We start from the raw sequence: 23,304 nt of genomic DNA, 5'->3' as shown, positions 1-23,304 counted from the left end.
TGTCAGCCATCGCAATCGCGGCAACCGTCATCTTCTGGATCAATCAATGAGTCCTGAGCCTAGGGGCACTGGAGCGGGTTTCGCTCCAGTGCATTGAGGTAGGTGCCGATCAGGCGATCGCGTCACGCATTTTCTGGGCGCCCATTTCCAGAGCGGCATCCGAAGAGGTGTCGAGCAGACATTTCTGCTGCAGCATCTCCGACAGTGCGAAGGATTCAAACACCTTGCCTGGACGCAGATCGGGCTCCGGGCCTTGTGTGTCGATCGAGGTGATCGTCATGTCGGGATCGGTCAGGAAGCCCTTCATCGACTCCACCAGGCCGGCATGTTTTTCGATCAGCGGGTGGGCCTTCCAGCGCTTGTCGTCATAGATATCCAGACGTGCCGGCTGGAAATGCAACGGTGCGGTATGCAGGAAGTTGATGAGCTGGTTTTCGGTGAACCATTCCATGAACTTCATGGATTCCTCGGCTGCGTCGGTGTTGAGGACCACCCAGCCGTCATAGCCGTGATTGACGGCCTTTCCGGTGCCACTCGAGTCCATATAGGGGAAGATACCGAACTTGTCGGCGAGATCCGGCGAGTTGCGTTCGATGGTTTCGACCAACCGTCCGGCATAGGCGGAATGCGCCACCGAACCGGAGGTGAAGCTGGTCAGCATCTCGCTGTACGAGGCCTGGCTGGTGCCGCTGGGCATGGTCTTGTAGAGGTCGCCGAAGAAATCCAGATAGGCCTTGGTCTTCGGCGCATTCTCCTCGCTGTCGATGATGATGTTCCACTGGTCGTCGAAGACCTCGACGCCGTCGGCCCAGAGGAAGCCCGGCGACAGCCAGTTGGTGGCGCCATTGGAGGCAATCGGGAAGATCGACCCCGACATGTTGTCCTTGGTCAAGGCCTGGGCGTTGGCAAGGAACGTTGCCTGGTCCTTCGGCACCTCAAGCCCGTTTTCCTCGTAAAGATCCTTGCGGTAATAGATCCAGGCGAGGTTGTAGTCATAGGGGTACCAATAGGTCTTGCCACCCATCGGAAAGAGGATGTTCTTGCCCCACTCATGCTTGCTGGTCAGTGGCGTCATGTCGACCAGGTGGCCTTCATTGGCGAGCAGCAACACATGGCCGACAAAGGCAACCGTTGCAATGTCATAAGGCTTGCCGCTCCGAAGCGATGTGGTGACCTTGGTGAACACATCCCCCAGGGGAACTGAATCGATCACCACCTCAACGCCGGTCTGGCGCTCATATTCAGCAGCCGCAACCTTCAGTGCGCGAATGCTGTCGATCGAGGTTTCGGCATTGAGAAAGCGGATCTGCTTGCGACTTTGGCCGAACACGGCAGGCGTTGAAAGGCCCGTCGCTGCGAGTGCCGCTCCGGCTGCCCCGGCGGTTTTCAGGATCGTCCTGCGGCTGACGCCGCCATGGTTTTTCGGATTGTTCATCGTAGTCTCCTCCCAGGTTTTCTATCATGTGATAGAGGATGCGGTTAATGCTCAGTAGAGATGCGTTGCCCGGTGTCCGAGTTGAAGAAATGAAGCCGGTCCGCCGGGAACCGCAGCGAAAAGACAGACCCCCTGTGCGCATCATCCCGCCGGGTCGTCATGACCCGTAGCCTCACGCCCTTTGCGGTGCCGGCACAAAGGGTTTGGGCGCCAAGCTGCTCGATAATGTCGGCGGTGAAGGCGAGATCTGCGGTGTTGTCGTCGATCTCGATGTGTTCGGGCCGGATGCAGAGCGAGACCGCTGCATTTTCCGGCACCGTCATGCCTTGCGGCAGATCGATCGAGAATTCGCCCGCCTGAAACCGCCCCTGCACGATGCGTCCCTCGACGAGGTTCATTTCCGGTGATCCGATGAAGCCGGCGACAAACAGATTGGCCGGCCGGTCGTAGACTTCGAGCGGCGCACCAACCTGCTGGACATGGCCATCCTTCATGATCACGATCCGGTCTGCCAGCGTCATCGCCTCGACCTGGTCATGGGTCACATACACCATGGAGGTGCCCACCTGCTTTTGCAGCCTGGCGATCTCCTCACGCATCTTGACGCGGAGTTTGGCATCCAGATTGGAGAGCGGCTCATCGAGAAGAAAGACTTCCGGTTCGCGAACCAGCGCCCGACCCAGGGCGACACGCTGCATCTGGCCACCGGAGAGCTGGCGCGGCTTGCGGTCGAGCAGCTCGTCGAGGCCGAGAACATTTGATGCCTCGCTGACGCGCTTGTCTATCTCGGCCCGATCCATCTTGTGCATGCGCAGGCCGAAGGCGAGGTTTTCGCGGATGGTCTTGTGCGGATACAGCGCGTAATTCTGGAACACCATGGCGATGTTGCGGTCCTTGGGTTCCAGCGCCGTTACGTCGCGATCACCGATATGCAAGGTGCCGCTGGTAATCGTCTCCAGCCCCGCAATCATCCGCAGTGTCGTGGATTTGCCACACCCCGACGGGCCCAGAAACACCACCAGTTCGCCATCTTCGATGACCAGGTCGACGCCATGGACGGCAACAACCGGTCCATAGGCCTTGCGCACGGCCGAGAGTTTGACTTGCGCCATGGTTCAATCCTCTTTCATCGGGGAGACGCCGCGGCTGCTTTGCAGGCGGGCGATACGGTGATGGATAGGCGACAATGCCTTTTGAATGTCGACGTAGATTGCGTGCGCCTCGGAATAGAACGCCGCATTTTCCGGATTTGGTGCAATCCGACGGGAGACCCTTATGGCAGCCTTGGCCGCCGCCGCTTCATCGGCAAAGGCGCCGACGCCGACGCCGGCAAGAAGTGCAGCGCCAAACGAGGCGTCGCCATTGCCGGGCAGTTCCACATCGACACCAAGCACATCGGCAACGATCTGGCACCAGAGCACGCTTTGCGTCCCCCCGCCAATCAGCCGGGCCGTGGAAAACTTCAATCCCTGGACAGCCAGTGCTTCGCGGCAATCGCGCAGCGAGAAGGCCACGCCTTCATAAAGCGCACGGACGAAATGGCCGGGGCCGTGCTGAAAACCGATTCCGGCGAACTCGGCCCGCAACAGCGGATCCCAATGGGGGCTGCGTTCGCCGTTGAGATAGGGATGAAAGAACAAGCCTTCCGACCCAACCGGCACTGACGATGCGAGTGTTTCCATCCGGTCGAATGCCGCGGAGCCGTCTGCGCCCGGGCTCATGAAGAACGTGTCGCGAAGCCATTTGTGGGCCGAAGCGCAGGAATTTGTCGCCGCGATCACATAGAACTGGTCCGGCATGACATGCGGATAGTTGATCACCGTGTTGCTGGCATGCAGATCGGGCGACAGCACGCTGACGGTTGCTGCGGTCGCAAGCTTGATCACTCCGAGCCCCGGCTCGGTCAGTCCGGCACCGTAGGTTTCCACCGCCGTGTCCGATGCACCGACGATGACTGGCGTTCCTTCTGCCAATCCTGTCTCGCGCGCGGCTTGTGCGCTGACGGTTCCCGCCCTGGCGGTCGACGGAGAAATGGGTGGCAGGGTTTCCAGGTTCCAGCCGATCATGTCGCAAAGCTCGGGCGACCAGCTTGATCCGTCGGCCACTGACATCAAGGTCCCGGCCGCATCGATGGGGTCGGTCATCCAGTCGCCGGTAAACCGGCTCCGGATCCAGTCCTTGGCAAGATACAAACGTTTGACGCGGGCGAAGTTGTCGGGCTCGTTTTGCTTCAGCCAGAGCATCTGCGGAAGCGTCCATGTCGGATTGGCGCGATTGCCAGAAAGCTCGAGAATTCGGGCATCCGCGGCGTCGCGCAAAGCCTGCGTCTGCGCGGACGCGCGCTGGTCATTCCACAGGATCGCCGGACGGATGACGGCGCCATTGTCATCTTCGAGCACCTGGGTATGCGCGCCGGCGGAAACCGACAGGGCCACAACCCGCGATGCCTCAACCCTGGCCTTTTTCCAGGAGCCGTGGCAGGGCCGAGCAAACCGCAGTCCACCAGTTCGCCGGGTCCTGCTCGCTCCAGCCGCTTTCCGGCGCCGCCGTTGTCACCGGCGCAGCCGCCTCGGCAACGACGGCGCCTGTCGCGTCGATCAGCGTCACCTTCAGCGACCCGGCGCCCAGGTCGATACCTAGAAAAAGGTCGTTGCTCACATCAGCTCTCTTGGCCTGGTGTTGCAGGATTGAGCTGGCCGACGACCACGGCGCCTTCCGGCAGCCGCAGGCCGAGCTTGCCCGGGTTCATCAGATTGCCAGGGTCAAGCGCATCCTTGATCTGCTGCAGCATTGGCAATGCGCCGCCAAGCTCGCGCTCGATCCAGCCATTGCGGAACACGCCCACACCATGGTGATGGGCAATCGATCCTTCGTGCTCCAGCGTCAGCTCTTCGATCGCCTGCCACATCTGCGCATGCAGAGGCAGCGCCTTTTCATGGTCCATGGGTGGAAGCCTGATGGTCATGTACTGGCACGCACCTTCGGGATAGATATGCGACCAATGCGCGCCGAAATAAACGTCCGGGCAGATCTCCCGGACCGCCTTGCCCATCGTCTCAAACATCTCCGGCAAGGCCGACCAGTTGCCGGTGATCTCGATCGTGTCGTTGAAATAGCCTGCCTTCTGCCACTGGGCGGAAAACGCCACGTAGCGATTCTTGCGCCAGTGGTCATAAGGCGCCTGCCCTGCTTCCACCGCATCATGCTGGCGGCAGATTTCCATCGCCATCTGCTGCTCGGTGGTCACCATCGGCTCGCGGCCAGCAAAGACATAGATAGCCAGGATCGGACGCGCCTGAAATTCGGCCATGTTTTCCGTGCGCTCGCTGCTTTCCTGGGCATCATAAATCCGCGCAACCAATGGCCGCAGTTCGGCCTGCATGATGTCGCGCGCCGCATCCAGCGCCGCCGCCTCGGACGGGAATGCCAGCACCACGCCACGCTCGACCTCGGGCAGCTTCCACAGCCGCATGGTGACTTCGGTGATGATGCCGAGCGTGCCTTCGCTGCCCACCAGGATATCGCGGATGGACGGCCCGGTCGCGCGGCGGGCCACCGGGCGGATGTTGATCGCGGTGCCGTCCGGCAGGACTGCCTTGAGCCCGACCACCATGTCCTCGATCTTGCCGTAACGGCTGGAGGCCTGGCCGCCGCCGCGGCACGCAGCCCAGCCGCCCACCGTGGAAATCTCGATCGACTGGGGCAGATGACCGGTCGTATAGCCTTGGGCGTTGAGCTCCGCCTCGAAGACGCCGCCGTTCATTCCGGCCTGAACAGTGACCATGGCATTGGCCGGATCGACGGAGACGATCCGGTCAAGCCGCCGCAGATCGACGGTCACTTCGGCTGACACCGGAATCGCACCACCAAGAACACCCGAGCCGTTTCCGAACGGGATCAGCTGCACGCCCAGCCGCCGCGCTGTAGTGACGATGGCCTGAACTTCATCGGCGGATCCGGGTCGCAACACCAGACGCGGCAAGACGCCGGCCAGCTTGTCGAGCCGTTCGCAGAAATTCGCAAACGGCAACCGGTCATGCGCAAACGAGCGCCGGTCGGCTTCGTCAGTGAGCACATTCTCCGCACCGACAATGTTTGTGAACTCGGCCTGAAGAACACTCAGTGCTGCGGGCGCCGGCGATTGGGGCTGCGAACTCGACATCAGGTTTCCTTTTCGATGGCTACAATTTCTGGTTACGCCGCTCAAACAACCTTGAACAATCGTTTGTTCAGAATTACAGCCAGCACCCGCGACCTGTCAAGCAGGGGACAACGATTATTTGGAAATTCGTGCGCCGGATCGGGGAGCAACGGTCGAATCGCGGATGATCAGCCGCCCCGGCGGCAAGGCTCGAACCGGGTCGGGATCTTCCCCGGACAGCTTGCGAATCAACAGGTCCGCGGCAACCCGCCCCATCTCTTCCGTCGGCATCATCACGGTACTCAAGGCCGGAAACAGCATTTCGGCAAAAAGTGCATCATGGAGTGCAATGACCGACATTTCCTGGGGCAATTGCCAGCCTGCAAGCCGCAGTTCGGCCATCGCACCTGCCGCCGAAACCAGGGTAGCCGCCATGATCGCGGTGGCGTCGGTCTTGGCCAACTCCCGCACCGACACCCGACCGGCATCGAAGGTGTAATCGCCCATGGTTACCAGACGTGGATCAAAAGGGATGTTGGCCGCGTCCAGCGCCATCTTGTATCCGGCCAGACGTTCCTGGGCGTTGAAGCCGCCGGGGCGTCCGCCGAGATGGCCAATACGGCGATGCCCGAGCGAAATCAGGTACTCCGTCGCCCGTCGCGCCGCCTCCTGGCTATCGAGAACCACGGAAAGGGCAGTGCCCGGCAACAGACGGTTCAACAGCACGTAGGGAACATTTGCCTCGGCAAGGTCGCTGCGCAACACTTCATCGGCGTCGAGGCTGGCCACCAGCAAACCATCGACCCGGTTCATCTGCGACAGCTTGGCAATCGTTGTTCCCGCGTCTCCTGGGTCACGGTGGGAAATCAGCAAGGAATAGCCGTTCTTGGCCGCATGGTTTTCAGCCCCGCGGATAGCGGCGGAAAAAACCGGGTTATCAAGCTGCGGCACGACAATGCCGAGCGTGAACGTGCGCGACATGCGCAAGGCGCGGGCCGTGTAGTTGGCGCGATAATTGAGCTTCTTGGCAACCTCGAGAATGCGATCCCTGGTTTCAGCGCGTATGCGTTGCTCGCTCTGACCACGCAAGACCCGTGAAACCGTCGACACATCGACCTCGGCCATCGCCGCAACCTCAGCGAGCGTGGCTTTCGTTCCTTGCTTTTTTGTCACCTGAAACTCCCCGGTCACTGTTCTCGACCTGTCTTACCATCATAAATACCGAAGCTGGATAGGGGGAATTCCTGCAATCGTCAGCAACCATCTGGTTTTGGGCCCGATGGAGGCTGGGCCACCCGGCATCCATGGCCGGCCATGAGCCGGTTCGATCTCCTCCTGTCTGCCTCGCTTCACACCCGGCTACCCGGTTGTTCTTGCCGCACGGGTCCAGTCTGCGCGTCGATGTGGCGGCACAAAAAAACCCGCGCGCCGTGGCACGCGGGTCTTGATCCTGGAGGGCAGATCGCTCAGCACACCGTGTGCGAAACCTATTGTCCTTGCACCTGCAGCCGGTCGAGCCGCAGCTGCGCGGCAAGACGGTGGCCTTCGAGGCCTTCATTCGCACTCTGACGGACCGCCGGAGGCGCAACCTGTGCAACGCCTTCAGCGGTCAGCCATTGATGGGTGGCGATCTTGACATAGGTGCCGACCCACAGCCCGCCGGTATAACGCCCAGCCGCCATGGTCGGCAGCGTGTGGTTGGTGCCCGAGCATTTGTCAGAATAGACCACCGAGGCCAACTCACCGATGAACAATGACCCATAATTTCGCAGCTTGAGCGCGAAATTCATCGCATCGGCGGTATGAACCTGCAGATGCTCCGCCGCAATGTGATCGGAATAGGCAATCATCGCCGCTTCATCGGCACACAGGGCGATTTCGCCGTAATCGCGCCATGCTGTGCCCGCGGTCTCTGCTGTGGACAGTCCGACCAGCTGCCGTTCGACTTCGGCAAGCACCGCATGCGCCAACGGCTCATGGGTGGTGATAAGACCGACCCGGGTGCGAACATCATGCTCGGCCTGCGCCAGCAGGTCCGTGGCAATCATCTCGGCATCGCCGGTTTCATCGGCCAGGATATAGATCTCCGAGGGACCGGCCAGCTGGTCGATGCCGATCGGGCCAAAGACCTGTCGTTTGGCTTCGTTGACGAAGGCATTGCCGGGGCCGACGATCTTGTCGACCTTGGGCACGGTTTCGGTGCCGTAGGCCATCGCCGCAATTGCCTGCGCACCACCGATCTTGAAGATCCGGTCGGCGCCCGACAGGTGACAGCCGGCAATCATTGCCGGATGCGCGTTTGGCGGCAGGCAGGCCACAACTTCACCCACACCGGCAACCTTGGCCGGCACGAGGGTCATCACCGGCGCCGACAACAGCGGATAGCGCCCGCCGGGCACATAACAGCCAACCCGATCGATCGGGATCACGCGATGGCCCATATGCACGCCCGGCAGCAATTCGACCTCCAGCGGCTTCATTGTCGCAAGCTGCGCCTCGGCAAAGGCACGAACATTGGCGATCGCAAATTCGGTGTCGGCTCGGCTCTGGGGCTCGAGCGCGGCAAGTGCTTGCTCACGCTCGGCCTGGGTGACCTCGAACGCATCCAGATCAGCCTTGTCGAACTGGCGCGAATATTCCCGTACCGCCGCATCGCCCTTGGTGCGGACGGCGGCCAGAATTTCGGCCACCAGCGTTTCGACCGGCGCGTTGTCAGACACGGCGCTGCGCGTGGGGTGTTTGACGAAAGAAACGCTCGGAAACTCAGTCTGTACTGTCATTATATCAGTCCATGTTGTTGCGAAGACGGGATTTCCGCCACGATCAGCCGCCGAAGAACCCGATTACGGTGCGCGGGAGCGTTGTGGTCAGGAAGGGTACATAGGTCAGGATCAACAGCACGACGATTTCCATCAGAATGAAGGGTCGCACCTCTCGGATCAGGTCTTCCAGCCGGACCTTGCCGACCGCTGCGCCAAGGAACAGACCCGATCCCACCGGCGGCGTGTTCAGCCCGATCAGAAGATTGACGCAGAACACCACGCCGAACTGGATCGGGTCCACCCCATAGCTCTGGGCGATCCCGGCAAAAATCGGCCCAAAGATGATGATCGCCGGGAACAGGTCCAGCACCAGACCGATCATCAACAGCGAGATATTCATCAGCAACAGGAAGACGTATTTGTTGTCGGTAACGGCCTGGAAAAAGTTGGCGATCATCGTCGGCACGCCCTGCGTCGCCAGGATGTAGCTCAGCACCGAACTGGTCGCCAGCAGCAGGAACATGATCGAACTGGTCTTGGCGGTGTTGAAGAAAACGTCAGGCAGCTCGCGAAATTTCAATGTGCGGGTGACCACCATGCAGATCACAAGCGCATAGATCGAGGCCACCGCGGCGGCTTCGGTTGCGGTGAAATCGCCGCTGAGCACTCCGGCCACGATCAGGACCGGCATCACCAGCACCAGGAGGCTGCGGCGCATCGTGGTCAGGACAAATCCGATCGGATAGCGTTCGGTGCGCTTTTCATAGTTCCGCGCCAGCGAAATCCGGTAATTCATCACCATCAAGGCAATGGCCACGAGCACGCCGGGAATGATTCCGGCAAGGAACAGCTCGCCGACCGAAACGCCGCCGACCGCCATCGCATAGATCACGAAAGTCAGGCTGGGCGGGATGATCGGCCCGATTACCGAAGACGCAATCGTCACCGCGGTCGCATAGGCACGGCTGTAGCCCTTTTCCGCCATGGTCGGAATCAGCACCGAACCCAGCGCAGTGGTATCGGCCGAGGCCGAGCCGGTGATTCCGGCAAAAAAGACGCTGGCGGCGATGTTGGTGTGGCCCATGCCGCCGCGGATGCGGCCGACAATGACATCGGCGAAATCGGTCAGCGCGCCGGTCATCCGCCCCCTCAGCATGATCTCGCCCGTCAGCACGAACATCGGAACCGCGACCAGCACGAAGGAGTCCACTCCGATATACATGAAATGCGACAGCAGGGTCAGGCTTTGACCGCTGATCAGCAGCGCGACGAGACACGCGGCCCCAATCACGAAGGCAATCGGCATTCCCAGAACGGTGAGAACAACGAAGGTTGTAGCAAGTGCTAGAATGGTCATCCCGGGTTCCGCCACTGGTCAAAGGATTCAACGATGATCCGCACCGAGACAACGATATAAAGTGCACATGCGACCGGGATCGCCAGGTTGGGAACGGCCCGGCTGATGCCAAGCGCGCCTGTGCGCAACCGCGCGACCGAGCCAAGCTTGTCAATCGAGCCATAGATGACCGCTGCCGAAAACAGAATGATCAGAAAATGCATCGCCGCGATCATGAAGGGACCCGTTTTCGGGCCCAACTGCTCGACGAAATAGGTGATGCCGACATGACCGCGTTCGTTCAGGACATAGGCAGCGGCCAGAAGCAGCCCCCAGATCATCAGAATTACGCTTAGTTCTTCCGGCCAGGGCAGCGCGCCGGTGGTACCGCGGGCAACAACCTGAAGGCAGATCGCCAGCATGATGCCTGCCATTGCAAGGCCTATGGCAAAGCGCAGGACTGTATCAAAAAGGGCAAATGCGGATCGCATCCAGGTCTCCTGTCGTGTCTCGTGGGAATGGCGAAGCCGGCACTGGGCCGGCTCCGTCACTACTGGCCCACACATCCAGCATGATGCGCAGGGACCGCTGCAACAGCTTGAATGAGTGCATGTACGTTATCAATCAAACCGACTGAACCCGCCATGCATCGGCTCAGCGGATCAGCGATTCAGTCGAGCTTCGATCGCCTCAACTTCGGCAAAGACCTTTTCAATCAGCGCCGGATCGACCTGTTCCTGCAACCAGGGAAGGACACTTTCCTGCGCTGCCTGACGCAGCCGTTGGCGCTCGACATCGGAGATCGGACGGATATCAACGCCGTTCTCTTCCAGTGTCTGCAGTCCCTCGACACGGTTGCGGTAGGCTGCGACGCCGAACTCGGTCGCCGCGCCGATCTGCGCGCCGCGCTTCAGGATCGCGCGCTGCTGGTCGTTCAGTCCCTGCCAGAATGCCTCGTTGACCAGGTAGAAATTGACCACGCCGAAGCTGTTGTCCAGCGTGACATTCTTGGCAACCTCATAATATTTCTGGTCGACCATGATGCCGATCGTATGCCCCAATCCGTTGATCACACCGGTTTGAATCGAGGTGTAGATCTCACCCCAGGACACCGGAGTTGCCGATGCGCCCAGACCTCCCCAGGCCCGAATCGTCATCTCGCTGCTGGGCAAGGTGCGCAACTTCAGACCAGCGAGATCCTCCAGGCTTTCCACCGGGCGGGTCTTGTTGATGAAATTGTAAAACCCGTAAGGCGACGCGGCCAGCGCCCGCACCCCCAGATCGGCTGCCATGGCGTCGTTGATCTCGGCGAAGGTATCGCTGGCGAAGAATTCCTTCATCACCATTTCATCGGCAAACAAATAGGGCGTGAACCAGGTCATCATCGGCGCATAGGCACCTGTCAGGGTCTCGTCGCCCTGCACCATCTTGTTGATGCCGATCATCGCACCTTCGAGCAGTTTTTCGGTATCGCCCAGCTGACCGGAGTGCAACAATTCGATGTCAATATCGCCACCGCTTGCGGCCTCGACATACTGCTCGAATGCCTGCCAGCCCAAAGAGTTGGCACCGGTCGGCGATTCGATAGTGCCGACCTGAAGAGAGATTTCGGCGGCGCTGGCCGCTGCCGGCACGAGCGAAAGCCCGGCGACACCCATTGCGAAAAGCGTGCGGCGTACGGTTTGTTTCTGTCTGACGATCATCCTCGCCTCCCATTACGTGATTGAAACTGGTCAAGAAGGAACCAACAGGTAGGGCTGCAGTCCATGCACCTACCTCCCTTCCGTCCATTCTATAATTGGATCAAAGAGGCTAAGGAAGCGTCTGGGCCCGTACCGTTTCATATACTTTACAGCAGATGGCTGCCTGCGCTATGTTTTTCGGCATAATACCCACTTCATGGATAGTATAATGGCCAAAATCGGAAGCAATTTGAAGGCCCTTCGGCTGCGACGTCATCTAAGCATGCGCGATCTCGCGCAACGCTCCGGCATCTCGCACACCACGATCTCGCTGATCGAGCGGGATCTGATCAGCCCCACCGTTGATACCCTGCAAGCGATCCTTGACGCGCTTGGTAGCCGCTTGTCGGAATTTCTCGGCGGCTTGACCGAAGGCAGCGGCAGCCCGTTCTATCCCGCTGATGACACCCCCGAAATTGGCAATCCAGAAACGATTTCCTATCGCCTGATCGGGCTCAACCATCCCTATCGTGCCTTCCAGTTTCTCAGGGAAACCTATGCGGTGGGAGCCGATACCGGCGAGCTTCTGTCACATGTTGCCCAGGAAGCGGGCTGCGTTGTCTCGGGGGCGATCGAGCTTACGGTCGGGAACCAGACCCGCGTCCTGCACAAGGGCGACGGCTATTATTTCGACAGTCGCGAGCTGCACCGCTTCCGCAATGTCGGCAAGGCAACCGCCGAGGTCATCAGCGCGATTTCCCCCCCTTCCTATTAGGGGTTTGATCCCGCCATGCGATGGCTGGACGCAAGGTTGTACCCAGCATCTTTCCTTCTTCGAAAACAGAACGTCGGGGTTGCTTTCTGATCGATTTGAACGCAACTTAAAAAGACTCCATAAAGCACGCACTCAATCTATGGATTCACAACCATGCGGAGATTCGACATGATTGCGAAATGGGTATTGATTGGCGCTCTGCTGGCGTCCGGAGCGGCGCAAGCCGACAGCCTGACTGCGGTCGGCGACACTCCAAGCCTCTCTTGCGAAAACCCCGACATCATCAAGAAATACGCTTGCCTGATCCGGCAGGAAGCCGAGGGTGCAGTGGTGCGGCGCGTTGCGCCGGTCGAGTTCTACGCCGCGCTGCAGGCGCTCAATGTCGTGCAGAATACGGTCACCAGCGGTCGATACTCCTACCTCAAGAGAACGATGGGCGACAAATTCAAGTCCATCCCACAAGCCGACCTTTGCCTTGATGCGGGCTATGGGATATGCGGCAATCACGCCATCGTTTTCGCAGCGCTCATGGAGCAGCTCGGCATCCCTGTAAGGATCGTAAAGGCGTTCTACATCTCAAAAGGGGTGCGAAGTTCACACGCGATGGCCGAGGTCAAAATAGGCGAAAAATGGGTGCTGTTCGATGTGACCTGGGGCTCGGTTTATTTCTCCGACCCGAATGACAGATCGTCATATCTTTCGCTCAGTGACATTGACCGCATCGGCTATGCCAATGTCTTCCCGGTTCGAAACGGGCTTTCGACCTGGTTCTTTTCCCGCCGTGACACGTCCTATGATGTTTTCGGCCACATGACCGCTGAACATCGGGATATCACGGTGGACAGAGTCGGTGAGGTCATCGCCAACCTGGATTGGTCGGAAGGCAACGCGACCTCTCCGGGCCCGCAGTTTTTCCACTTCATCGGCGACAACCGGCGGGACAAAACCATGGCGGGTGTGTCCTATTACTGGGACCAACCAGCAGGTGAGTACCGGATCGACGTGAGCTCGAAGTATGGCGGATGCAAGGAGCCGGCCAGAATATGCGTGCACGATCAGTGCGGGCCGCTTGGTGCCGATGGGGCGTCCTTCAATTTTACATCCAGCGGTGAGAGAGCTTCCCTGACAGTCGAAGCGAGCGAAGATGTTTGCTTCGCCGTTGTCAAGGATATCAGCATAACCAAGGTCTCCGCAGACGCTTTATAGCAGCCTTTCCGGTCAGAACTCGTCAGGGACACGAAGCCCGTTTCCCACGCGCCACTCGACCTGTTCCATATTGATCTCCTGCAGGAGTTTCCGCCGTTCGGTCGGCGGTGCCGAAACGTTCAACTGTCTCGACAAGACCGAGGTCATCCATCGGCGTGGATGATGGAGCAGCTTCCCTGTTGGCCCAGCCGCTCGGACATGAGGCCGCGTGTTTGTTCAGCACGCGGCCTCGATTGCCCAGGGATTTTACGTCAGATCAATTGGTCTCGAAGCGATCATACTCGACCTGTTCCGCCTCGATTGCCTCGGCGGTATCGTACGGCATGTCATAGTAAGGTGCCCTGGGGTTCCATCCCTGGCGGTAGAAGGGATAGCCGCGGGGACCGGAAACGCCATAACCGCTGTCGGTCGTCACCACGACCGTTTGCAGTCGGCCGTCCTTGATGATGAGATCGTTGACGTAACCATAGGTCACCAGGCGACCGTCCTGACGGACGCGGGAGTAATCCCCAATCAGATCGGACGCACGAAAGGCGTTCTGGCCGGTTCGCAGGTCGTCATCCACCACTTCCACACCCTCCTGGGCCGCAGCGCTGGTGAGGTAGTCCGATTTGAAAACACTGTAGTCTTCCACATTGTCTTCGGTCACCGGGATATTGATCCGCTCCATGCCGTTCCAGCTCAGCTGGTCCCAGGGAACGCTCACATGGGTGTCGAACATGTCCCAGAAGCCGCCGACCTCGGCGATGACCGAGACGACCTTGCCATCACGGGAGAAGACCACATTCTCGATGCTGCCGATCTCGTCGCCGCCGGCGCCATGGACTTCCGCATCATCGAGAACCCTGTCGACGCTGATACCATCGGTGTAAACCTCGTCCATCTGCCAATCCGACAGGGCAATCACTTTTTCCGCAGGTATCGCCGCGCCGCTGGATTCCGATGCCGCAGCCTGTGTATCGCCGGTCTGCAGTGTGCTGGCGCTGTCCGAAACCGGGGCGATCTCGGTCGCCGACAGGATCACCACAGCATCGTAGTCGCTTCGGGAAACCTGATCGCTCCGGTCCTTGTCGTAGACCTTGAACAGGGCGTTGTGAAAGCCGGCCATGTCCACCCCTTCGCCCTCGGTGTTCCAGTCGGCAAAGGCGGTGCTGTCCCGGGCGGCCGTCTCGAATTCCTGTCGGTTCAGCGACCCGTTGCCGTCCGCATCGATGGCGCTGAACCCCGGATGTGCGCTGGTGCCGAGCCATGCTTGCGACCCGGTGCGGTACTCATTCGGCGACAGGGCGCCGTTCGAATCCCGATCCCAGTTCGCGAACACGCCGCCGTGGAGTTCATCGTTGGAAATCCGCTGATTGGCATCGGAATCCCAGTCCGTGAAGGTGGCGTTGCTGACCTGCTGAAACTCGGTCCTGTCGACCTGCTGGTCGCGGTTGGTATCCAGGTCGGAGAAGCTTTGCTGCGCGGTCGCCACGGTGCCCGATACCAATCCGAACACCAGCGCCAACGCACTGGAAGCAAGAAATCTGCTCATCGTCGTCTCCTTTCGTTTCCAGATATGACGGCTGCGTAACCGGAGACTCCGGCCATTGTTCCAGACCAGATTATTTTTTTGACCCTCAGTCGGAGACAGATGGCTCAGCCTCACCGTCGTCATTCCCTTCCACAGGATTGTAGCCGGGGATGACGCCGCTGGTTCCGGTCTGGGGCGTCGGATCCTGATCCACCCGTTCGGGCTGTCTGGTGTCTTCGATGAGCTTGTCTTCGGGGCGGTCGGGAAGAAGCGTGTCCGGCGCGTCCTCCGGCTCCTCGCCGCATGCCGCCAGAAGGCCTGCCGCACACAGCGGGACGAACCAACGCATGGATAGCCAAGTCTTCATTGTCATTGCTCCTGATCGGCATCCGCATCTTGCGGATTGAGGTCAACATGACTGCCGCATCGCCGCAGCAGCTCTGCGTATGGCATTCCCTCCCGGCCGCGCAGACACAGCGCGCGGACCGCCTCATCGGGAGGAGGAATGAGGCAAGGGGCACTCTCACTTGTCCCGGTCCGCGCCACCAGCGAACCGCTTCGTGTGCTGTTTGTTCCGAGAAAATTTCGCACGTCCGTTGCCTGCAGGCCGCGACCGGTGCTGCTTCTGTGGCAACAGGAATTGCTGGCGTGTGGAACATTCGCCGAAGTTGCCGGTTTCGGGTTCAGTGCTGGTCCTTCTTGCCAGCAGCAGACACTGCAATCGAAAACGGGAGGTTTGAGATATGTTGAATGAGCGCAGCCCTCAGGGGCAAAAGGGCGCAGCCTACTGGTACTGCACCGGCATCGGAACACTGATGGCGCTGATCGGGATCGTGCTGGGCGCAGGCGGAATCTGGCTTATTGCGCTGGGTGGTTCCTGGTACTACCTGATCGCCGGCGTTGGACTTGTCGTGTCCGGCATGTTGCTGGCGGCGCAGACGATGGCCGGGCTCTGGGTCTATCTTCTCACCTATATCTTCACACTCGTATGGGCGTTCTGGGAAGTGGGAACGGATTGGTGGGCCCAGGTGCCGCGACTGGTGGCGCCGTCTGTCATCCTGGTACTGGTGCTGATATGCATTCCAATGTTGCGACACCGCAGCAAGACCCGCGCGCAGGCCCGGGACCGGACGGCGGCCTCAACGGCACTTCCCGTTCTCGCAAGCCTTGCCATTCTCGCCGGCACGAGCGGCCATTTCGCAGCCCATGCACAGGAAGCCGCCGATCCGGCAAGCCCGGGCATCGCGCAGACCCAGCAGGAAAGCGATCCGGCAGCAAGCCCGGCGCCGGGCCTTGAACCGGATGCCGGTGCGGACGTCACGGCGCAATCGGAGGATGGCGCCCGGCAGCCTGCGGCACGCGCGCCTCTGCCGGTTCGCGCCGTGGGCGAGGACTGGCCCTCCTATGGCGGCTCGATCCACGCAACCCGCAATTCTCCGCTTTCACAGATCAACACCGGCAATGTCGACCAGCTTGAGCGTGTCTGGACCTTCAACAGCGGCGATCTTCCCGACGGCGAGGCGGAGGGAAAATATTCGCCCGAAAACACCCCGCTCAAGATCGGCCGCACCCTTTATCACTGCACGGCAATGGGCATCATGGTGGCGATTGATGCCGGCACCGGCAAGGAGGAATGGCGCCATGATCCGGAGGTGCCTGATGATGCCATCCCCTATGGCGCCACCTGCCGGGGAGCAGCCTATTTCGAGGTTCCCGATGCCGACCCGGACGACCTCTGCGCCACCCGCGTCCTGTGGGCCACGCTCGATGCGCGGTTGATCGCGGTCGATGCACAAATCGGCGAGTCCTGCCCCGATTTCGGTCTCTCAGGCCAGATCAATCTCGAAGAAGGCATCGGCGACACCGTTCCGGGCTGGTACTCGGTCACTTCACCCCCCATCATTGTTCGAGGCGTCGCTGTCGTCGGTGCACAGGTGAAGGACGGCCAGGGCGAGGATGCGCCGTCAGGCGTAGTGCGCGGCTTTGACGCCGTCACCGGCGAGCTTGCCTGGGCCTGGGATCTGGGCAATCCCGGCAATCGCGGGGCACCGGCCGAAGGCGAGACCTACACCCGGGGCACGCCCAACATGTGGACCACTCCGGCAGCCGACGAGGAGCTGGGCTATGTCTACCTGCCGCTCGGCAACTCCTCGGTCGACTATTACGGCTCCAACCGCTCGGATCTGGAGAACGAATACGCCACCTCGATCGTTGCCGTCGACGTCACCACCGGCGAGGACGTGTGGCACTTTCAGACGGTCTATCGCGATGTCTGGGATTACGATCTCGGATCCCAGCCCGCGCTGGTGGATTTTCCCGGCGGGAACGGCACGGTGCCGGCCATCATCGTGTCTTCCAAGCAGGGCGACATCTACGTGCTCAACCGCGAGACCGGGGAATCGTTGTTCCCGGTCGAAGTACGCGCAGTGCCCACCAATATGGGCGTGGAACCGGACTACCTGTCGGATGTGCAGCCCTTCTCCACCTATCACACACTCGCCTTCGAACCGCTGACCGAAAAGGACATGTGGGGCATGTCGCCGCTCGACCAGTTGTGGTGCCGCATCCAGTTCCGCCGCGCCAATTATGCCGGCATGTACACACCGCCCACGACCGAAGGACGCTGGATCCAGTATCCCGGTTACAATGGCGGCCAGGACTGGGGGTCCATGGCCGTCGATGAAGAGCGCGGCATCCTGATCGCCAATTACAACGACATGCCCAACTTCAACCGGCTGATCCCGCGCGAAGAGGTCGACGCCACCGCAATCAATTCGCCGGAGGGCGAATCCGGCGAGGCGGGACCGCAGATCGGCGCGCCCTACGGCATTGCGGTCAATGCAGGATGGCGCATGGATTACTCCGGTCTGCTGTGCAAAAAGCCTCCCTATGGCGGCATCCGCGCGATCGACCTGGCGACAGGCGAGACATTGTGGGATCAGCCGCTCGGTCAGGCCCTCAACAACGGGCCCTTCGGGATCCCGTCCAGGCTCCCTTTCAAGATCGGCACGCCGAACAATGGCGGCCCCATCGTCACCGCCGGCGGATTGGTCTTCATAGCTGCGGCGACAGACGGGTTGATCCGCGCCATCGACATCGAGACGGGTGAGGTTCTGTGGACCGACAGCCTGCCTGCCGGCGGTCAGACGACCCCCATCACCTTCGAGGTCGACGGGCGTCAGTTCATCGTGCTGGCACCGGGAGGTCACCACTTCATGGAAACCCCCGTCGGTGATGCAGTCATTGCCTGGGCCTTGCCCGAATGATTGTCCGGCTTGAAAAACGGCAAAGGGGGCTGGCGACGCATGAGCCAGCCCCGAGCCCGGCGCAGCCGAAACGGATCATGGCCGCCGCAGAGAGATCGAGGTTTCCAGCCCCTCCGAAACCCGGCGAAAAAACAATTTCGTTCTGGAACACACGCGTCGCCAACCTGTTTGGTGACCGGAAGCATCGTTGAAGTGGCTTCCGGGCAACTCACCAAAAGCAGACAAGGAGGTTCGACATGAAACATCTGTTTACGACCACCGCGATCGCCGCGGCGGTGGCTAGACCGGTCGGGCCTTCCTAGCTGGATATCGGCAAGTTCATGGGCGTGCTGCCGCCCGCTAACTTGACTGGAACAAGTGCCGTGCTGCCAATTGTCTGCAGGAAATGCCGGCGGACACGGATGCAATCGCCAATCCGCATCCGGCGCCTGGTTGTTTCGGCTCGGCTCCAACCCAGTTGGCTCTGTCCGCCGTCAATCAGCGCACCGGAAATCCGGGAGCCGAGGTGAGAATGCCATCGTGACACATTCTGACAGGTTTTCAGGCACCAGAGTGCTGATCGTGGAAGATGAATTTCTTCTCGCCGAGGAGACGCGCCTGAAGCTGGAAGCCCTCGGCGCCACCGTCATAGGCCCCACCCCCGACGTCGATGAGGCCCTGGAATATCTCGACACCACACAGGTCGATGCCGCCATTCTGGACATTTATCTGACCGGAGAATTTGTGTTTCCCGTCGCCGAAAGATTGCAGGACATGGGCATCCCGTTTGTGTTCGCCAGCGCCTATGACGCCGAGATCATTCCGTCGCGCTTCGAAGGGTTCGTGCTTTGCGAAAAGCCGTTCGAACTCGAAAAGATCGCACAAGCCCTTTTTGCTTCGGCACAGAGGGATCACTGACGAGACCTCGAACTCCGTCGTTTTGCCGACTGCCCGGATCCGAATTTTGACTTGCTCGCGCCTTTGGCCACGCCGGGCGTGCCGGCCTCGGTTACTGGTCGATCGCCGCCATCGGGACGGCTGTGGGCGTGTTTGTCCCGACTGTTCTGCGCCGGATCCAGTACGCCACCGGTCTCAAGGGCAACGAAAAGCAAGCCGGTTCCCGCATCGGATCACGTCTCAGGCTTCCTGCGCCGCAAGGCGTGAGGCCAGATAGGCGCCGCCCGCCACATAGGGCAACGCACCGAACAGGGCCATGAGGCCGCCGCCCAGTTGCTGATCGCGCAGCGGATCGAGGCCGAAGGCGCCGAGGCAGAATTGCGGCGCGTAGACGAGCGCCGGCGCCAGAACGAGAAGCACGCCGAGCATGGCCATGTGCATGGAAGCAAACAACATCGCAAAGCCACCCAAGGCACCGGACCCCGCGTCACGCCCCGCAAGGCAGATCCACCACAACCAGAGCCCGGCGGCGAGGAAACTCAATTGCTGGAGGGCAAAGGCCGAGTCGAGCCGCGCGGCCACCTCGTGCAGCGCCGGCACATGCCAGCCCCACACCACGGCAAAATCGAAAACCGAGGCCGCGACGGCGCCGAGAGACTGAAACCGCGGCGCAAGATCTGGCGGAGACAGCCGCATGAGGCCAATGACGATCAACGGCGCGGCCACCACCATGACGCCCAAATGCAAGATCATGTGCGGCGAGAAGGCCCGGCGCGCCATCGCGGGCAAAGGCCCAAGCCACAAACAAGCCAGCAGCACCAGCCCCGCCGCAAGCGGCCAGAGCCTCACCATCCGCATGGCGAGGTAACCAGCGTCGGAAACAGCGTCCACACCGTGGCGACAAGGCCGACCCAGCCGCTCATCAGGCTGACGCTGCGGGTGAAGCCCGGGTCGGCCCCAAACCGCGACGAAGACAGCAGCACCAGAAGCCCGGTCTGGACAAGCACGGCCAGCACGAAGGCCACAATCAGGGTGATGCGGCTCCCAGAAACACCGGGGAGGCCCGGCGCGCCCGGATCAAGCTGGCAAACAAGCCCGTGCAGCGCATAGACGGCGCTGAACGAGGCAAGCCAGACCACCGGCGAGACAACAATCCGCAGCAGGTCCTTCATGTCACCAGCCCCGGCAGGTAGACGGCCGGCACGACAAGACCCGTCACACCAAACAGATACACGCTCCACACGGTCACGATCGCCAGTTCCCCCCGCCGCCGCTGCGACATGTAGCCGGCCCGGTGCCTGGCCAGCAGAAAGATCAGCATCAGGCTCGTCAGCGCCGCATGGACCAACCCGTAGGCCCCCAGCACCAGAATCGTGGCGTTGTAGGCGTGGCCGGTCGCCGGCGGGGCGGCCCACAGCATCATCGAAAACACGGCGACCAGCCCCAGAGCGCCGGCAACCGCCATCCACAGCCCTGGGACCGGCGTGCCGCCGTTTTGGTTGCTGCGGCCTGCAATGGCGAGGCCCGCAACCGCCAGCACCGCGCCGCCCGCCGCAGCGAGCAAGGTTGGCAGCGATGGCGCGATAAAGGCCGGCGGCGGCCAACCCGGGGCGATGGTCCAGAGGAACGCGTAGCCGAAAAGCAGCGAGCCGAAGAGCGTAGCGTTCGCCACCAGCAGGAACATGGACCCCCACCAGCCCGGCGGCCGGCTGACCTCGGCAATGGTGGGAACGGCCACGCCATGGCCGATGAGCCGGTCCCCCAGATCCTGCTTCGAGCCGAGCTGCCAGGCCCAGCGCCAACCCAGCGCGGCCACAGCGGCAATGGCGATCGGCGTGATCAGATAGACTTTTACCAGAAGCGAGACAAAAAAGAGTCCCGTGACTGCCGCCAGGGCGATCGGCAGGCGGGTGTTGGCGGGATAGATCACCAACTGTTCGGGTTCGCCTGTTGCACTGTCGACCATCAGCGTCTCGCGACGCCCGCTTGCCGCCTCACCCAGATAGCCTTCCCCGCGAGCGAGCCGCGCCGGCAGACCGGGCTCGTCCCACAACGGTTCGCGCGAGCTCACCCGCGGCAGGCTTGCGAAATTGTAGGCCGCCGACGGCCGCGGAATCGCCCATTCCAGCGTGCCCGAGTTCCAGGGATTGCGGGGGGCGGGATGGCGCACGACCAGGTTGAGCACCACCTCGATCAGCACGACGGCCAGCCCGAACGCCAGCACGAAGCCGCCGATCGAGGAGATCAGGTTGATGACGGTCCAGCCGTCTTCCGGCGCATAGGTCGAAATTCGCCGCCGCTGCCCCATCAGGCCGACCCAGTGCATGGCGAGGAAGGTGACATGAAAGCCGGTAAAGATCAGCGCGAACGCCACTTCGCCGAGCCGGAAAAAGCGCCTGTTGCCTGTGACCAGCGGCAACCAGTAGTAGATTCCGGCCAGCACCGGAAACACGAAGCCGCCGAACAGCACATAGTGCAGATGCGCGGTGGCAAAGGCGGTGTCGTGCACCTGCCAGTCGAAAGGCACCACCGCCACCATCACACCGGTCAGCCCGCCGATGACGAAGGTGACGAAGAAGCCGAGAATGTGCAGCATCGGCAGCCGAAGCCGCGGTGTGCCTTTCCACATCGTGCCGATCCAGGCGAAGACCTGGATCGCCGTCGGCACCGCGACCAGCGTCGAGGCAGCGGAAAAGAAGGCAAGCCCCATATGGGGGATGCCGGTCGTGAACATGTGGTGCACCCACAACCCGAAACTCAGGATCGCCAGCGCCACCGCGGCGGCCACCACCCAGCGGTATCCGAGCAGCGTGGTGGACGCCATCACCGGCAGGATGGTGGAGACCATCCCTGCGGCGGGCAGAAAGATGATGTAGACCTCGGGATGGCCGAACAGCCAGAAAAGGTGCTGCCACAACAGGCTGTCGCCGCCGAGTTCCACCTGAAAGAACGGCATCCCAAAGGCCCGCTCCAGCTCCAGCAGGATCGAGCCCAGGATCAACGGCGGAAACCCGGTCAGGATCATCAGCGAGACCACCAGCATGTACCAGGCGAACACAGGCATCTTGCCGAGCGTCATGCCGGGGGCGCGATATTTCAGGATCGAAACGGTGAATTCCACCGCCGCGCAGATTGCCGATATTTCCACGAAGGTGATGCCGATCAGCCAGAAATCCGTATTGATGCCGGGCGAATGGATCCGGCCGGTCAGCGGCGGATACATGAACCAGCCGCCGTCCGGCGCGATCCCGAAAACAAGCGAGATCAACAGCATTGCGCCGCCGAAAAAATAGCACCAGTAGCCGTAGGCGGTGAGCCGGGGATAGGCCAGGTCACGCGCACCCAGCATCTTGGGCAGCAGGTAGATCGCCAGGCCCTCGATCATCGGGATGGCGAACAGGAACATCATGATGGTTCCGTGCATGGTGAAGATCTGGCTGTAGATCTCCGGGCCGGCAAAGGCCGAATGGGGAGTGGCCAGTTGGGCCCGGATCAGCATGGCGAGAAGGCCGCCAACCAGAAAATAGAAGGCTGCGGTGACGATGAACATGCGTCCCACATCACTGTGATTGACAGTCGACAACCAGCCCTTCCAGCCCGGCTCGGAGGACCAGATCGCCGTGAGCCTGCGATGGCGCGCCAGTGCGTTCATTGCTCCCCCTCCAGAAATCTCTGCCAGTCTTCGGCTTCATGCGCGATGACGGAGAACCGGTGATTGTCATAGCCGCGGCCACTGAATTCCGCGCTCACTCCGGCATAGGTGCCCGGCGCGTCGGCTTCGATCCTGAGCACATTGACGTGGCCGGGGATCGCGTCGAGCTTGCCGGCCAGCCGCGGCACCCAGAAACTGTGGATCACATCGGCCGTGGTGATGGCGATGTCGACCGGGCGCCCGGCGGGAATATGCAGCACATTCTCGGTGCTGCGCCGGGCATCGTGATCGTAGGAAAAGCGCCACGACCATTTTCGTGCTTCCGCCTCTATTCTCATCACCTCAGCACCGCTGCGGGGCACAAGCCGCTCCCCGATCCACAAGCCGTAGGCGAGCAGGCAGAGCAGGATGAGCGCCGGGAAAACCAGGCCCAGGCCGATGATCCATAGCTTTTCTCCCGCAGCCCAGGTCGGGCCGGTTCCGGCGGGCCGGAAGGCAAGCGCCAACAGCATCATCACCAAGGCGAAGATCGCGCCAAACGCGATCAGCATGCCCCACCAAAGCGTGGCGATCGATCGCGCTGCCGGACCCGCAGGGTCAAGCGTCGACAGGTCGCCGGTGCAACCCGAAAGGGTTTCGAGCGTTATGCTCAAGACAAAC

General features: G+C 61.2%; 20 protein-coding genes. 4 read left to right on the top strand and 16 right to left on the bottom strand.

The features are described from left to right. Positions 1 to 109 precede the first annotated feature (109 nt). From PZ897_RS14625 to PZ897_RS14580, 10 genes are all read right to left on the bottom strand, one after another. Entirely contained in the window at positions 110 to 1,435 is a 1,326-nt protein-coding gene (locus PZ897_RS14625) for an extracellular solute-binding protein (protein WP_275753239.1), read from the bottom strand. A gap of 44 nt (positions 1,436 to 1,479) precedes the next feature. After that, entirely contained in the window at positions 1,480 to 2,547 is a 1,068-nt protein-coding gene (gene ugpC / locus PZ897_RS14620) for a sn-glycerol-3-phosphate ABC transporter ATP-binding protein UgpC (RefSeq protein WP_275753238.1), read from the bottom strand. A 3-nt stretch (positions 2,548 to 2,550) separates the two neighbouring features. Next, positions 2,551 to 3,870, bottom strand: a complete 1,320-nt coding sequence (locus tag PZ897_RS14615; RefSeq protein WP_275753237.1) for an FGGY family carbohydrate kinase — start codon at positions 3,868 to 3,870, stop codon at positions 2,551 to 2,553. Between the two features lie 13 nt (positions 3,871 to 3,883). Next, positions 3,884 to 4,093 carry an FGGY family carbohydrate kinase gene (locus tag PZ897_RS14610; RefSeq protein WP_275753236.1) on the bottom strand — a complete coding sequence of 70 codons (210 nt, stop codon included), beginning with the start codon at positions 4,091 to 4,093 and terminating at the stop codon, positions 3,884 to 3,886. Position 4,094: 1 nt separating this feature from the next. Further along, complete coding sequence (locus PZ897_RS14605) at positions 4,095 to 5,597, bottom strand: FAD-binding oxidoreductase (RefSeq protein WP_275753235.1); 1,503 nt, start codon at positions 5,595 to 5,597, stop codon at positions 4,095 to 4,097. A 114-nt stretch (positions 5,598 to 5,711) separates the two neighbouring features. Further along, on the bottom strand, positions 5,712 to 6,749 hold the full coding sequence (locus tag PZ897_RS14600; protein ID WP_275753234.1) for a LacI family DNA-binding transcriptional regulator: 1,038 nt from the start codon (positions 6,747 to 6,749) through the stop codon (positions 5,712 to 5,714). A 314-nt stretch (positions 6,750 to 7,063) separates the two neighbouring features. Continuing rightward, positions 7,064 to 8,356, bottom strand: coding sequence for a histidinol dehydrogenase (gene hisD, locus PZ897_RS14595; protein ID WP_275753233.1), 1,293 nt, complete (start codon positions 8,354 to 8,356; stop codon positions 7,064 to 7,066). A gap of 43 nt (positions 8,357 to 8,399) precedes the next feature. Next, positions 8,400 to 9,695, bottom strand: coding sequence for a TRAP transporter large permease (locus PZ897_RS14590; protein WP_275753232.1), 1,296 nt, complete (start codon positions 9,693 to 9,695; stop codon positions 8,400 to 8,402). Beyond that, positions 9,692 to 10,165, bottom strand: coding sequence for a TRAP transporter small permease (locus PZ897_RS14585; RefSeq protein ID WP_275753231.1), 474 nt, complete (start codon positions 10,163 to 10,165; stop codon positions 9,692 to 9,694). The genes PZ897_RS14590 and PZ897_RS14585 overlap by 4 nt, the downstream gene beginning before the upstream one ends. Positions 10,166 to 10,336: 171 nt before the next feature. Continuing rightward, positions 10,337 to 11,377 carry a TRAP transporter substrate-binding protein gene (locus PZ897_RS14580; RefSeq protein WP_275753230.1) on the bottom strand — a complete coding sequence of 347 codons (1,041 nt, stop codon included), beginning with the start codon at positions 11,375 to 11,377 and terminating at the stop codon, positions 10,337 to 10,339. A gap of 208 nt (positions 11,378 to 11,585) precedes the next feature. Between PZ897_RS14580 and PZ897_RS14575 the strand changes: the two genes are divergently transcribed. Then, the gene (locus PZ897_RS14575) at positions 11,586 to 12,131 is read left to right on the top strand and encodes a cupin domain-containing protein (RefSeq protein WP_275753229.1); all 546 of its coding nucleotides are present in this window, start codon (positions 11,586 to 11,588) and stop codon (positions 12,129 to 12,131) included. Between the two features lie 168 nt (positions 12,132 to 12,299). Beyond that, the gene (locus tag PZ897_RS14570; RefSeq protein ID WP_275753228.1) at positions 12,300 to 13,337 is read left to right on the top strand and encodes a transglutaminase domain-containing protein; all 1,038 of its coding nucleotides are present in this window, start codon (positions 12,300 to 12,302) and stop codon (positions 13,335 to 13,337) included. Positions 13,338 to 13,593: 256 nt separating this feature from the next. Here PZ897_RS14570 and PZ897_RS14565 read toward each other — a convergent pair whose 3' ends face one another. Together PZ897_RS14565 and PZ897_RS14560 are read right to left on the bottom strand one after the other, a co-directional pair. Next, positions 13,594 to 14,871 carry a PRC-barrel domain-containing protein gene (locus PZ897_RS14565; RefSeq protein ID WP_275753227.1) on the bottom strand — a complete coding sequence of 426 codons (1,278 nt, stop codon included), beginning with the start codon at positions 14,869 to 14,871 and terminating at the stop codon, positions 13,594 to 13,596. Positions 14,872 to 14,956: 85 nt separating this feature from the next. Next, positions 14,957 to 15,217 carry a hypothetical protein gene (locus PZ897_RS14560; RefSeq protein ID WP_275753226.1) on the bottom strand — a complete coding sequence of 87 codons (261 nt, stop codon included), beginning with the start codon at positions 15,215 to 15,217 and terminating at the stop codon, positions 14,957 to 14,959. A 376-nt stretch (positions 15,218 to 15,593) separates the two neighbouring features. Between PZ897_RS14560 and PZ897_RS14555 the strand changes: the two genes are divergently transcribed. After that, positions 15,594 to 18,116: a membrane-bound PQQ-dependent dehydrogenase, glucose/quinate/shikimate family gene (locus tag PZ897_RS14555; RefSeq protein ID WP_275753225.1), complete on the top strand. Its 2,523-nt coding sequence runs from the start codon at positions 15,594 to 15,596 to the stop codon at positions 18,114 to 18,116. Between the two features lie 519 nt (positions 18,117 to 18,635). Then, the gene (locus tag PZ897_RS14550) at positions 18,636 to 19,013 is read left to right on the top strand and encodes a response regulator (protein ID WP_275753224.1); all 378 of its coding nucleotides are present in this window, start codon (positions 18,636 to 18,638) and stop codon (positions 19,011 to 19,013) included. Positions 19,014 to 19,232: 219 nt separating this feature from the next. On the opposite strand, the gene PZ897_RS14545 is transcribed toward PZ897_RS14550, so the two are convergent. From PZ897_RS14545 to PZ897_RS14530, 4 genes are read right to left on the bottom strand one after another with little or no spacing between them, the layout of a single operon-like run. Next, positions 19,233 to 19,844, bottom strand: a complete 612-nt coding sequence (locus PZ897_RS14545; protein WP_275753241.1) for a cytochrome c oxidase assembly protein — start codon at positions 19,842 to 19,844, stop codon at positions 19,233 to 19,235. Next, the gene (locus PZ897_RS14540; protein ID WP_275753223.1) at positions 19,838 to 20,164 is read right to left on the bottom strand and encodes a hypothetical protein; all 327 of its coding nucleotides are present in this window, start codon (positions 20,162 to 20,164) and stop codon (positions 19,838 to 19,840) included. Before PZ897_RS14540 ends, PZ897_RS14545 begins: the two co-directional genes overlap by 7 nt. Next, a complete protein-coding gene (ctaD, locus tag PZ897_RS14535) occupies positions 20,161 to 22,644 on the bottom strand; it encodes a cytochrome c oxidase subunit I (RefSeq protein ID WP_275753222.1) in 2,484 nt (827 codons plus the stop codon). Before ctaD ends, PZ897_RS14540 begins: the two co-directional genes overlap by 4 nt. Further along, the gene (locus PZ897_RS14530; RefSeq protein WP_275753221.1) at positions 22,641 to 23,297 is read right to left on the bottom strand and encodes a cytochrome B; all 657 of its coding nucleotides are present in this window, start codon (positions 23,295 to 23,297) and stop codon (positions 22,641 to 22,643) included. Before PZ897_RS14530 ends, ctaD begins: the two co-directional genes overlap by 4 nt. Positions 23,298 to 23,304 lie beyond the last annotated feature (7 nt).

The sequence above is a fragment of the Hoeflea sp. YIM 152468 genome (assembly GCF_029210485.1).
Lineage (GTDB): Bacteria > Pseudomonadota > Alphaproteobacteria > Rhizobiales > Rhizobiaceae > Hoeflea.
This window is presented reverse-complemented; position numbering and strand designations above follow the sequence as displayed.